This is a genomic window from Methylosinus sp. DMC45 (genome assembly GCF_056313885.1).
In genome coordinates, this window is record NZ_JBQUZK010000047.1 from 51,361 (window position 1) to 63,119 (window position 11,759).

At 65.2% G+C, this 11,759-nt stretch carries 11 protein-coding genes; 9 read left to right on the forward strand and 2 right to left on the reverse strand.

Annotated features, from left to right (window positions below):
* Positions 1 to 60 precede the first annotated feature (60 nt).
* The 7 genes from ACT53T_RS15135 (at position 61) to ACT53T_RS15165 (ending at position 7,083) form a co-directional block, all read left to right on the forward strand.
* The gene (locus ACT53T_RS15135; RefSeq protein WP_476161822.1) at positions 61 to 3,105 is read left to right on the forward strand and encodes a 2-oxoglutarate dehydrogenase E1 component; all 3,045 of its coding nucleotides are present in this window, start codon (positions 61 to 63) and stop codon (positions 3,103 to 3,105) included.
* A 2-nt stretch (positions 3,106 to 3,107) separates the two neighbouring features.
* Entirely contained in the window at positions 3,108 to 4,325 is a 1,218-nt protein-coding gene (odhB, locus tag ACT53T_RS15140; protein WP_476161823.1) for a 2-oxoglutarate dehydrogenase complex dihydrolipoyllysine-residue succinyltransferase, read from the forward strand.
* A 123-nt stretch (positions 4,326 to 4,448) separates the two neighbouring features.
* Complete coding sequence (locus ACT53T_RS15145; protein ID WP_018264521.1) at positions 4,449 to 4,718, forward strand: BQ00720 family protein; 270 nt, start codon at positions 4,449 to 4,451, stop codon at positions 4,716 to 4,718.
* Between the two features lie 69 nt (positions 4,719 to 4,787).
* Positions 4,788 to 5,372: a hypothetical protein gene (locus ACT53T_RS15150; RefSeq protein ID WP_476161824.1), complete on the forward strand. Its 585-nt coding sequence runs from the start codon at positions 4,788 to 4,790 to the stop codon at positions 5,370 to 5,372.
* Positions 5,373 to 5,412: 40 nt separating this feature from the next.
* Entirely contained in the window at positions 5,413 to 5,772 is a 360-nt protein-coding gene (locus tag ACT53T_RS15155) for a hypothetical protein (protein ID WP_018264523.1), read from the forward strand.
* A 66-nt stretch (positions 5,773 to 5,838) separates the two neighbouring features.
* Complete coding sequence (locus ACT53T_RS15160; RefSeq protein ID WP_018264524.1) at positions 5,839 to 6,279, forward strand: Rieske (2Fe-2S) protein; 441 nt, start codon at positions 5,839 to 5,841, stop codon at positions 6,277 to 6,279.
* Between the two features lie 99 nt (positions 6,280 to 6,378).
* Positions 6,379 to 7,083: a glutamine amidotransferase gene (locus tag ACT53T_RS15165; RefSeq protein WP_476161825.1), complete on the forward strand. Its 705-nt coding sequence runs from the start codon at positions 6,379 to 6,381 to the stop codon at positions 7,081 to 7,083.
* A 104-nt stretch (positions 7,084 to 7,187) separates the two neighbouring features.
* On the opposite strand, the gene ACT53T_RS15170 is transcribed toward ACT53T_RS15165, so the two are convergent.
* Complete coding sequence (locus ACT53T_RS15170; RefSeq protein WP_018264526.1) at positions 7,188 to 7,664, reverse strand: hypothetical protein; 477 nt, start codon at positions 7,662 to 7,664, stop codon at positions 7,188 to 7,190.
* Positions 7,665 to 7,791: 127 nt separating this feature from the next.
* The gene (locus ACT53T_RS15175; protein ID WP_476161826.1) at positions 7,792 to 10,035 is read right to left on the reverse strand and encodes a transglycosylase domain-containing protein; all 2,244 of its coding nucleotides are present in this window, start codon (positions 10,033 to 10,035) and stop codon (positions 7,792 to 7,794) included.
* 224 nt (positions 10,036 to 10,259) lie between these two features.
* Between ACT53T_RS15175 and dnaN the strand changes: the two genes are divergently transcribed.
* Positions 10,260 to 11,378 carry a DNA polymerase III subunit beta gene (gene dnaN / locus ACT53T_RS15180; protein WP_476161827.1) on the forward strand — a complete coding sequence of 373 codons (1,119 nt, stop codon included), beginning with the start codon at positions 10,260 to 10,262 and terminating at the stop codon, positions 11,376 to 11,378.
* 68 nt (positions 11,379 to 11,446) lie between these two features.
* On the forward strand, positions 11,447 to 11,749 hold the full coding sequence (locus tag ACT53T_RS15185) for a hypothetical protein (protein WP_476161828.1): 303 nt from the start codon (positions 11,447 to 11,449) through the stop codon (positions 11,747 to 11,749).
* Positions 11,750 to 11,759: the final 10 nt, after the last annotated feature.

An 11,759-nucleotide genomic window follows, 5' to 3' on the forward strand; every position in this document is an offset into this window, starting at 1 on the left:
AATTGTTAAAATGATTTCGCTCAACTTCGAGAAGTTTCGGCGCTCGGGAGACTGAACAGAATGGCGCGTCTCGAGACGAATGGCGGACCGGCGGGCGGCGAACAGCAGCCCTCGCCGCGCGGGAACGCTTCTGCCCAGAACGGACTGCTGCAGAGCGTCGACCCGAGATACCTCGAGCATCTGCTCGCAGCCTATGAGGCCGATCCCTCCTCGGTCGGCCCGGCTTGGCGCGACTATTTCGCGAGCCTCGGCGCCGACGCCGCGCTCGCGGAGGCAGGCGCTGGTCCGTCTTGGGCGCGGCCGGGCTGGCCGGCGACGCCCGCGGACGATCTGGTCGCGGCTCTGGGCGGCGAGGCGCCGCGCGAGACCGCCAAGTCCAAGGATGGCAAGCCCACTGATGGTAAGTCCGCGGCCGGCAAGGGGGCGTCGGCCGATCATGCGCCTTCGGCGGAGGAGATTCAGCGCGCCGCGCGGGACAGCGTGCGCGCGCTGATGATGATCCGCGCCTATCGCATGCGCGGCCATTTGCACGCCAATCTCGATCCGCTCGGCCTCGAGCAGCGCCATGACCATGGCGAGCTGCATCCCGAGACCTATGGCTTCACCGATGAGGATTATGATCGCAAGATCTTCATCGATGGCGTGATGGGCATGAAATACGCCAGCGTCTTCGAGATGGTGGCGATCCTGCGCCGCACCTATTGCGGTCCCATCGGCTATGAGTTCATGCATATCTCCAATCCAGAGGAGAAGGCCTGGATTCAAGCGCGCATCGAGGGTCCGAAGAAGGAGATCGTCTTCACCGAGGAGGGCAAGAAGGCGATTTTGCGCAAGCTGGTCGAGGCGGAAGGCTTCGAGAAATTTCTCGACGTCAAATACACCGGCACCAAGCGCTTCGGCCTCGACGGCTCGGAAGCGATCATTCCGGCGCTGGAGCAGATCATCAAGCGCGGCGGCGCGCTCGGCGCCAAGGAGATCGTGCTCGGCATGGCGCATCGCGGCCGGCTGAACATTCTCTGCCAGGTGATGGCGAAGCCGCATCGCGCTCTGTTCCATGAGTTCAAGGGCGGCTCCTTTTTGCCGGACGAGGTCGAGGGCTCGGGCGACGTCAAATATCATCTCGGCGCCTCGTCCGATCGCGAGTTCGACAATAACAAGGTGCATCTCTCGCTGACCGCCAATCCGTCGCATCTCGAGATCGTCGATCCCGTGGTGCTCGGCAAGGCGCGCGCCAAGCAGGATCAATATCGCTGCACGGAGACCGACCGGCGCGAGGTGATGCCGCTGCTCATCCATGGCGACGCGGCCTTCGCCGGCCAGGGCGTCGTCGCAGAATGCTTCGGCCTCTCCGGGCTCAAGGGCCATCGCACCGGCGGCTCGGTGCATTTCATCATCAATAATCAGATCGGCTTCACCACCTATCCGCGCTACTCGCGCTCCTCGCCTTATCCATCCGATGTGGCGAAGATGGTCGAGGCGCCGATCTTCCATGTGAACGGCGACGATCCCGAGGCGGTCGTCTACGCCGCGCGCATAGCGACGGAGTTTCGGCAGCAGTTCCACAAGCCCGTCGTCATCGACATGTGGTGCTATCGCCGCTTCGGCCATAACGAGGGCGACGAGCCGGCTTTCACCCAGCCGCTGATGTACAAGAAAATCCGCGCGCATAAGACGACGCTCGAGCTCTATAGCGAGAAGCTGATCGCCGAAGGGCTGATGACGCGCGAGGAGATCGACGCGGTCAAGAACGAATGGCGCCAGCGCCTCGAGCAGGAGATGGAGGCCTCGCAATCCTACAAGCCCAATAAGGCCGATTGGCTCGACGGGCGTTGGGCGGGCGTGAAGCCCGGCTATCAATCCTCCGAGGACGAGCGGCGCGGCAAGACCGGCGTGCCGGTGGAGAGCCTGCGCCGCATCGGCGTGGAGCTGACCAAGGTTCCCGAGAATTTCCACATTCACCGCACCATTCAGCGCTTTCTCGATGCGCGCCGCACGGCGATCTCGAGCGGCGCCGGCATAGATTGGGCGACGGCGGAGGCGCTGGCTTTCGGCTCGCTGCTGGCGGAGGGCTATAATGTCCGCCTCTCCGGCCAGGACAGCGAGCGCGGCACCTTCTCGCAGCGCCATTCCGTGCTGATCGATCAGGAGGACGAAGCCCGCTATCTGCCGCTCGATCACGTCGGCGTCGGGCAGGGGCGTTTCGAGGTCATCAATTCGATGCTCTCGGAAGAGGCTGTGCTCGGCTTCGAATATGGCTATTCGCTCGCCGAGCCGCGCTCGCTGGTTCTGTGGGAGGCGCAATTCGGCGATTTCGCCAATGGCGCGCAGGTGGTCTTCGATCAGTTCCTCTCCGCCGGCGAGCGCAAATGGCTGCGCATGTCCGGCCTCGTCTGCCTGCTGCCGCATGGCTATGAGGGGCAGGGGCCGGAGCATTCTTCCGCGCGGCTCGAGCGCTATCTGCAGCTCTGCGCGGAGGATAATCTGCAAGTCGCCAATTGCTCGACGCCGGCGAACTACTTCCACATTCTGCGTCGGCAGCTGCATCGCGACATTCGCAAGCCGCTGGTGCTGATGACGCCGAAGTCGCTGCTGCGCCATAAGCGCTGCGTCTCGCGGCTCGAGGAGATGGGCGAGGGGACGATGTTCCATCGCTTCATCTCGGACGACGCGGAATTGCAGCCCTCCGACAAATTCCGCCTGGCGCCCGACGACAAGATCGCGCGCGTGATCCTGTGCTCCGGCAAGGTCTATTACGATCTCTTGGAGGAGCGCGAGTCGCGCGGCGTCAACGATGTCTATCTCCTGCGCGTCGAGCAGCTCTATCCCTTCCCGCTGAAGGGGCTGGTGACGATGATGTCGCGCTTCAAGCAGGCCGATATCTTCTGGTGCCAGGAAGAGCCGAAGAACATGGGCGCCTGGTCCTTCGTCGAGCCTTATCTCGAATGGGTGCTGACGCAGGTCGGCGGCAAGTCCAAACGCGCTCGCTACATCGGCCGGCCGGCTTCGGCCTCGACGGCGGCGGGCACTATGTCCAAGCATCAGGCGCAGCTGCGGGCCTTCCTCGACGAGGCCTTTGCGACGCGCATTTCTCTCGCGGCGGAGTGATCATGACGGAAATTCGCGTTCCGACCCTGGGCGAGTCGGTGAGCGAGGCGACGATCGGCCGCTGGTTCAAGAAGCCGGGCGACGCCGTCGCGGCGGATGAGGCGCTGGTCGAGCTCGAGACCGACAAGGTAACGCTCGAGGTGAACGCCCCCGCCGCCGGCGTGCTGACTGATGTCGTCGCCAAGGATGGCGAGACGGTCACGCCCGGCGCGCTGCTGGGGCAGATCGCCGAAGGCGCCGCTGCCGCGCCGCGTCCGGCTCCCGCCGAGCCCATCGTCGCGCCGCCGCCGCCAGCCGCTCCGGCGCCCGCAGCCGCCGCTGCGCCGGCTCGTCCGCCGGCGCCGTCCGCGGCCAAGATCGCGAAAGAGCAGGGCGTCGATCTTTCGGGAATCATCGGCTCCGGCAAGCAGGGGCAGGTGCTGAAGGGCGATGTTCTCGCCCTCGCGGCGCGCCCCGCGTCCGTTCCCGAGCCGGCGATCGCCCCGCCGGCGCCGCGCCCGGCCGCCCCGCCGGCCGACGCCGCCCGCGAGGAGCGTGTGCGCATGTCGCGCCTGCGCCAGACCATCGCCAAGCGCCTCAAGGAGGCGCAGTCCAACGCCGCCATGCTGACCACCTTCAACGAGGTCGACATGTCCGCGGTGATGGCGCTGCGCAATCGCTACAAGGATTTGTTCGAGAAGAAGCATCAGGTGAAGCTCGGCTTCATGGGCTTCTTCGTGAAGGCCTGCTGCAAGGCGCTGGAGGAAGTGCCGGCCGTCAACGCCGAGATCGACGGCGCCGACGTCATCTACAAGCACTACTGCCATATCGGCGTCGCCGTGGGCACGGACAAAGGCCTCGTCGTGCCGGTGGTGCGCGACGCCGATCGCATGAGCGTCGCCGAGATCGAGAAGGCGATCGGCGATTTCGGCAGGAAGGCGCGCGAGGGAAGGCTCGATCTCGACGATCTGACCGGCGGCACCTTCACCATCTCTAATGGCGGCATTTACGGCTCGCTGATGTCGACGCCCATTCTCAATGCGCCGCAATCCGGCATTTTGGGCATGCATAAGATCGAGGAGCGGCCGGTCGTCATCGCCGGCAAGATCGAGGTCCGCCCGATGATGTATCTCGCGCTCTCCTATGACCATCGCATCGTCGACGGCAAGGAAGCGGTGACATTCCTGGTGCGGGTCAAGGAGCAGCTCGAGGACCCGTCGCGCCTCGTCCTTGATTTGTGACGGTTTCGCGAAAAAATCTGGGACGGCGCCCTCAAAATCCGCCGTCCCGATGCACAGATATCTCCCGTGCTACGATGAGTAGGCGTCCGCCGGGCGGGTCGATACGACCGCCGAGGAGGTGAGATGGAAGTCAAGACCGCGACCGAGAGAAGAATCCCCCTGCTGACCCCCGAGCAATTCGCGCATCTGGGCGATGGAGCGATCGCCTATGTGCGGACGATGAGCTCGGAGGATGTCAAGCGGCTCTACCCTCAGGCTCCGGCCATAGAGCCCGGCCTGACGCTTTTCGCGCTGCTCGGCGCGGACGGCACGCCGATCGTCCTCGCCGACACGGAAGAGGGCGCCCTCGCCAACGCCTGGCAGCAGCAGCTGCAGACCGTCAGCCTCCATTGAGGCTGACGCTCGCTTGGTGTAGCCTATCTGAAGCGACGTTTTTGGCCCGAGGGTCCAAAGGGTAGTTTCATGACCGACGCCTCGCGACAGGCCGCTTTTTGGGATTTCACGGTCACAGCGCCTGCTGACGACGCATGGTCGGTCGACCGCGAAATCGCGATCGATCTGCACGCGGAGGCGAAGCGCAAGACAGCAGAGCTTCGAAAGCGTCTCGTCGAAGCCGCTGCAGCCCCTCATCTGCTTCGCTCGATCGAGCGGCTGGAAAAGCATCTCGGCGATTGTCTGGAAGACGTCCGTATCGGTCTTCTCCTTTCCTCTTTCCATTCGCTCGAGGCGGATCGCCGGGCTTATGATACGGATGAGGGGCGCAAGGAGCTCGCCCCCGACCTGCTCGCCATGCTGGTCGACACCGCCAATTCCGTGCGACTCCTATCGAGTGTGTTTCCCCAGGCGCTGCGGCTCGAGCGCGAAGGCTTCGCTCTGGCGATGGCGCGATCAGCCGTCGGCGCGCCCGAGCGGCTGAATGAGCCGACGCCTGTCCGAAAGGCGGAAATCGCGGCGATCTCCGATCAAGTGCATAAGCTCGCGAAATCGATGCAGGAATATCGAGAGGAGCTGCGCAGCTACGCGGCTTGGGCGAAGAGTTTCAATTAATTGGGCAAAGAATTTCAATTGATATCGAAAGAGCGCCGACATGTTTGGCCGGGTGTTCGTAGGCGCGAAGAAGCTCGCCGATCTCTATGCCGACATGGTGACGACGAGGGTCCAATTCGACGGGTTGCGGCAATACACGAAAGAATCGATCGATGAGTTCAAGCGCTTGCTCGAGCGGCAGAGCGACAAGATCGATCGCATCGAGCGGGAGAGGATAAAGGCCGAGGCCGAGCTGCAGGCCAGAATCCAAGGCCTGGAGTCGCGGCTGAATGTGCTGAGCGAAAAGGCGCTCCATGCCGCGGTCGCCGACATTGCGGCCGAATATGCTCGGCGTGGAGGAGGAGAGGGGCCGAATGAGGCGCCGGTTCCGCGGCCGCTTCCCGACGGCCGGCAGGGCTGAGGCCCGTTCCGGCGCCGAGATTGCTTCGCTCTTCCCGACTTTGTAGCGATTCCGAGGAGGAACGGTATGGAAGAGCCGACACGCGAAATCTTCGCCGTTTGCCATGTGAATGATGTCGCAAAACGCCGGGCCGTCGGCTATGTGCTGGCCCGCGTCAATGACGAGGGCAAGACCGTGCCCTTCCCGGTCGTCATCGTGCGTCACGTCGGCAAATATTATGGCTATGTCAACCGCTGCCCGCATCAGGGCAGCCGGCTCGATTTCGAGCCGAAATCCTTCCTGGACCCGACGCAGCGCTTCCTGCTCTGCGGCAAGCATGGCGCGCAATTCGACATTCCGACCGGCGTCTGCAATGACGGTCCCTGCGTCGGCGCGCAGCTCGAGAAGGTCGAGGTGGTCATAGACGACAATGAGGTCTGTCTCGCCGGCGTGACCATTGCCGAGGAGGACGGCCTCGATCGCGAGGAGAACGACGTCTATCCCGAGGTCGTGATCACCGCTGACTGAGCTTTTCGCGGTCCCGTCATCGTCTCCATTCTGGACCTTTCTGCGTGATCGGCGGCGGCCTAGACTGCGCCGATCCGCATTCCGTCCTGCGAGGAAACGATGAAGACCGCGCTCGTCATACGCCATCTCGCCTTCGAGGATCTCGGCAGCTTCGCCGAGCCGATCGCCGCGGCGGGCTATTCGATCCGCTATGTCGAGGCGGGGATGCAGCCGATCCCGGCCGAGGCGCCCGACGCCGATCTTCTCATCGTGCTCGGCGGGCCGATCGGCGTCTATCAGACAGAAGACTATCCGTTTCTGACGGATGAGGCGGCGCTGCTGCGCGGGCGGCTCGGGCGCGACGCGCCGACGCTCGGCGTTTGTCTCGGCGGCCAGCTGATGGCGGCGGCGCTCGGGGCCCGCGTCTATCCGGGCGGCGCCGGCAAGGAAATCGGCTTTGCGCCGATAAGCCTGACGCAGGCGGGACGCGAGAGCGCGCTCGCCGCTCTGGTCGAGCCGGACGCGGACGTGCTGCATTGGCACGGCGACACTTTCGACCTGCCGGATGGCGCGGCCCTGCTCGCCTCTTCGGCGCTCTATCCGCGTCAGGCCTTCGCCGTGGGGCGACGCGGCCTCGCGCTGCAGTTTCATCCAGAGGCGGAGAAGGACGGGCTCGAGCGCTGGCTCATCGGCCATACGGCCGAGCTTTCCGCCGCCGGCGTCTCCATCGCCGGGCTGCGCGCCGCCGCTGCGGCCAAAGCGCCTGGCCTCGCCGAGCGCAGCCGGCGTTTCATCGCGCGCTGGCTCGCCGACATAGACGCATAGGCGCAACGAGAAGGCGCGGTCCGCGGACGCCGGGAATGCGTCGGTGGACCGCGCGAGAACGACGCCGTCGGGCCGAGACGGCGTCGCTACCTTTCAAGCGGAAATCAGCCGCGAACCGAGACCTTGCGGAACGGATTCTCGTGATTGGTCAGGAAGGCGTGACCGAACTCGGTCTTGTTCCATTCGACCGACTCGGCCGGCAGGAATTTCAGCGCCGTGATGGTGATGGGGAAATCCTTGGTGGCGGAAACGCTCGCCAGCTTGATCTCCGTATTGCCGGGGCCGACCGAGAGATCGACGACCGCCGTGCCGTCGGCCTTGGAGAGCCGCGCCCAGCCGGGCGTGCCGATGCCGCTGGCGATGACCGTGGCTTCGGCGAACAGCGGCGCGGCGGAGCCGTCGGCGGCGTCCGGGCCGAAAGCGGGAGACTGGAAGGTGAAGGTCGCCATCACCTCGCTACGGGTGATCTTATGGTCCGGTCCGATCGGACGTCCGGTCGAATACAGAACCAGTTTGCCGCCATCGAGCGCCGCCTTGATATCGTCGAGCGTCGCCGAAGCGAAAGCCTCCGCCAGTCTCATATCGCTTTCTCCACTTTGCGAAATGCACGCCGCTTTTGCGACAAAAGCGACATGCGGGACAGGTTCTCGCCCCGAGCTTCGCAATTGTTGTGCCGCGCGTCTCACAATTTGAGGAGGTCGATAAGCCTCAGCCGCCGAACAGCTTCTCGAATATGTTTTTCTCCTCGCGGGCGGGCGCGCGCCGGCGCGCCGGGGCCGGGGCCTGGTTCGGAATATCGGCCGGCGGCAGCAGCGCCTCCAGCCCATGGACCGAGCCGGTCGCGCTATCCTCCTCCTCGTCGCGGGCCTGCCGGCGACGCGAGGGCTTGGGCGGCTCGGGCTCTGGGTCGGAGGAGAAGAAATCGAGCAGCGGCGCGATGGGCGAGGCGCTCTCCGCCGTGGAGGGCGAGCGCCAGGAGCCGGAGGGCAGGGCCGCGACTGGCACGCCCTGATGCGCCGCCTTCATGAAGCGGCTCCAGACCTCGACCGGCAGATTGCCGCCCGAGACCTTCTTCGTCGGCGAATTATCGTCATTGCCGAGCCAGACGCCGGCGACCAGATGCGGCGTGTAGCCGACGAACCAAGCGTCGCGGAAATCCTGGCTGGTGCCGGTCTTGCCCGCGGCGCGCCAGCCCGGCAGCTCCGCCTTGCGCGCCGTGCCGGTGGAGAGCGTCTCCTCCATCATCGTGTTCATCATCGCCACATATTGCGGCTCGATCACGCGGCCATTGCTAGAGCCTTTGCGGGCGTAGAGCTGCTTGCCGCCGGCGGTGCGGACCTTGACGATGATATGCGGCTGCACGCCGACGCCGCCATTGGCGAAGGGCGCATAGGCCGTGACCAGCTCGAGCGGCGTCACCTCCGACGTGCCGAGCGAGATGGAGGCGTTGGGCTGCAGCTCGGAGGCGACGCCGAGCCGATGCGCGGTCTTCACTACCGTTTTCGGCCCTACCTCGAGGCCGACGCGCACCGCCACTGTGTTGAGCGACAGCGCCAGCGCCTTGGTGAGCGTGACCGGGCCGAAATATTCGTGGCTGTAATTCTCCGGCTGCCAGCCTTTCACATTGATCGGCCCGTCCTCGCGCACCGTGTCCGGCGTGAGACCATGCTCGAGCCCGGCGAGATAGACGAAAGGCTTGAAGGCCGAGCCCGGCTGCCGTTTGGCGGAAACGGCGCGGTCGAACTGGCTCTCGGCGTAATTGCGGCCGCCGACCAGCGCGCGAATGGCCCCATTGGGGTCGAGCGCCACCAGAGCGCCCTGGCTGACGCCGAATTTGTCGCCCTTCTTGTCGAGCTCCTCGGCGATCGATTTCTCGCCGACTTCCTGGAGCTTGCGATCCAGCGTTGTCGTCACGACAATGTCCTGGTCGATGGCGCCGATCGTGTCGTCGAGCATGTCCATCACATAATCGGCGGCGTAATTTATGGAGCCGGCGCCGCGCTCGCGATGCGCCACGGCCGGGCGCCCGAGGGCGAGCTTGGCCATCGCCTCGGTGATATGGCCCTCCTGCGCCATCGCCGTCACCACCTGCGCCGCGCGCTCGGTCGCCCCTTCGGGGTTGCGATCCGGCGCGAGCTTGCTCGGCGCCTTCATCAGGCCGGCGAGAACGGCCGCCTCCGCGAGCGTCACTTGGCTCGCGCCATGGCCGAAATAGCGCTGCGCCGCCGCCTCCACGCCATAGGCGCCGGAGCCGAAATAGACGCGGTTGAGATAGAGCTCGAGAATCTGGTCCTTCGAATATTTGTGCTCGAGCCAGAGGGCGAGGATCGCCTCCTGAATCTTGCGCGTGATGGTGCGCTCCTGCGTGAGGAACAAATTCTTGGCGAGCTGCTGGGTGAGCGTCGAGCCGCCCTGCATGCCGCCGCGGCCGGTGACATTGCGCGTCAGCGCGCGGGCGATGCCGATGGGGTCGACGCCCCAATGGGAATAGAAGCGGCGGTCCTCTATGGCGACGAAGGCCTTGGGCAGATAGGGCGGCAGATCGCCGAGCCGCACCGCGGCGCCGCCCGTGTCGCCGCGATTGGCCAGCAATTCGCCGTTCGACGCCAGAATGGCGATATTGGGCGGCCGCTTGGGCACAGCCAGAGTGTCGATCGGCGGCAGCTGCGCCGCATGATAGATGAAGAGGCCGCCGACGCCGATCACGCCCCAGATGGAGAGCACGGCGCCCCAATAGACGAGGCCGCCGAGGCCGAAGCCGCCGCCCCTCCTGGTTTTTTTCGGCTTGGCGGCGCGCGCCGGCGGAGCGTCGCCCGGATCGTCCTCCGGCGGCGGCGCGCTTTTGCCCTTGCGTTTGGGTTTCGCCATGCGATCCTCTCGCGGGTCGGCGCGAAGGTCGCCGCTCCCGTCGCCGTCGAAACGCGGTTCGCGGCGTTGTTTCTCGCGCGCCATGGGGTCCGCCGCCTCGGTTTTCCTCTGCGCCGCGCCGTAATGCGCGCGGCCGACGCCGACACTAGCTTTAATGCTGTCGATTTAAGGGCCGGTTAAGCAAAGAGGGGCGCCGCGCTTCGCCGCAATAGGAACTTATGCACAGAGCGCCGCGGCCCTTGCGCTATTCGCCGCGTCTTGCGAAAATCCCGCCCTTGCTATGAAAAACGCGGCATGGATCGAGCGCAATGAAAGTCACCATCGAGAGAGCGGCGCTATTGCGCGCCCTCGGACATGTTCACAGAGTGGTGGAGCGGCGCACGACCATTCCGATCCTCGCCAATGTGCTCATCGACGCTTCGGCCGGAGCGCTGCTGCTGAAGGCCACGGATCTCGATCTCGAGATCACCGAGAAGGTCCCCGCCGACGTCGGCCAGCCGAGCGCCACCACTCTGCCGGCTCATACGCTTTATGATATCGTCCGCAAGCTGCCGGAGGGCGCGCAGGTCTCTATCGAGGGAAGCGGCGAGCAAGGCCAGCTGACGCTGCGCTCGGGCCGCTCGCGCTTCAATCTGCAGAGCCTGCCGGAGAGCGATTTTCCCGACGTCACCTCGGGCGAGTTCACGCACAGCTTCTCGCTCGCGCCGGCGGACCTCAAAAAGCTGATTCTGAAGACGCAATTCGCCATCTCCAGCGAGGAGACGCGCTATTATCTCAACGGCATCTTCCTGCATGCGACCGAGGTGGAGGGCCATCAGCTGCTGCGCGCCGTGGCGACGGACGGCCATCGCCTCGCGCGGGTCGAGCTGCCGGCGCCGGCCGGCGCGGCGGGAATGCCGGGCGTGATCCTGCCGCGCAAGGCGGTCGCCGAGGTGCTGCGCCTCGTCGAGGACGCCGATGGCGCCGTGGCGATCGAGCTCTCGACCAATAAGATGCGCTTCTCCTTCGGCGAGACCGTGCTGACGACCAAGCTCATCGACGGCACTTTCCCCGATTACGGCCGCGTCATTCCGGCCAATAACGACAAGCGTCTCACCGTCGAACGCGGCGTCTTCCGCGAGGCGGTGGATCGCGTCTCCACCATTTCCTCCGAGCGTGGCCGCGCGGTGAAGCTGGCGCTCTCCGAAGGCAAGCTGGTGCTGTCCGTCACCAATCCCGATCAAGGCTCGGCGGTGGAGGAGATCGAGGCCGATTACGACGGCCCGCCGATCGATATCGGCTTCAACTCCCGCTATCTGCTCGATATCGCCGATCAGCTCGACAGCGACACGGCGCTGTTCCGCCTCGCCGATCCCGGCTCGCCGACGCTGATCCAGGACCGCGACGGCGCGAGCGCGCTCTATGTGCTGATGCCGATGCGGGTGTGAGGGCGGCTCCGGTCGTTCTCCGCGGCGAATAATTTGCCTTCCCTTCGACGCGAGCCTATCTTTCGCACATGAGTTCCGCCGCCTTTGTTTTCGACCGCCTCGCCTATGTCGATCGCCTGAGGGAAGCCGGCGTCGACGAGAAGGAGGCGCGCGCTCACGCCGAGGCGCTGGATGTCGCCTTGCGCGACGGCGTCGCGTCGAAATCCGACATCGACCGGCTCGAGACAAAGATCAGGTCCGACATGGACCGTCTCGAAGCCAAGATCGACACGAGCTCGGCCAATCTGAAGGTCGAAATCCTGCGCTGGATGGTGGTGACGCAGCTCGCTGTCGGTGGGCTGTTGTTCGCGGCGCTGCGGTTTACGCGGTAATTCTGAACCT

Excerpts from the sequence above, each read along its gene's own strand:
- ACT53T_RS15135 (WP_476161822.1), top strand. The coding sequence starts at position 61 with ATGGCGCGTCTCGAGACGAATGGCGGACCGGCGGGCGGCGAACAGCAG.
- odhB (WP_476161823.1), top strand. The coding sequence starts at position 3,108 with ATGACGGAAATTCGCGTTCCGACCCTGGGCGAGTCGGTGAGCGAGGCG.
- ACT53T_RS15145 (WP_018264521.1), top strand. The coding sequence starts at position 4,449 with ATGGAAGTCAAGACCGCGACCGAGAGAAGAATCCCCCTGCTGACCCCC.
- ACT53T_RS15150 (WP_476161824.1), top strand. The coding sequence starts at position 4,788 with ATGACCGACGCCTCGCGACAGGCCGCTTTTTGGGATTTCACGGTCACA.
- ACT53T_RS15155 (WP_018264523.1), top strand. The coding sequence starts at position 5,413 with ATGTTTGGCCGGGTGTTCGTAGGCGCGAAGAAGCTCGCCGATCTCTAT.
- ACT53T_RS15160 (WP_018264524.1), top strand. The coding sequence starts at position 5,839 with ATGGAAGAGCCGACACGCGAAATCTTCGCCGTTTGCCATGTGAATGAT.
- ACT53T_RS15165 (WP_476161825.1), top strand. The coding sequence starts at position 6,379 with ATGAAGACCGCGCTCGTCATACGCCATCTCGCCTTCGAGGATCTCGGC.
- ACT53T_RS15170 (WP_018264526.1), bottom strand. The coding sequence starts at position 7,664 with ATGAGACTGGCGGAGGCTTTCGCTTCGGCGACGCTCGACGATATCAAG.
- ACT53T_RS15175 (WP_476161826.1), bottom strand. The coding sequence starts at position 10,035 with ATGGCGCGCGAGAAACAACGCCGCGAACCGCGTTTCGACGGCGACGGG.
- dnaN (WP_476161827.1), top strand. The coding sequence starts at position 10,260 with ATGAAAGTCACCATCGAGAGAGCGGCGCTATTGCGCGCCCTCGGACAT.
- ACT53T_RS15185 (WP_476161828.1), top strand. The coding sequence starts at position 11,447 with ATGAGTTCCGCCGCCTTTGTTTTCGACCGCCTCGCCTATGTCGATCGC.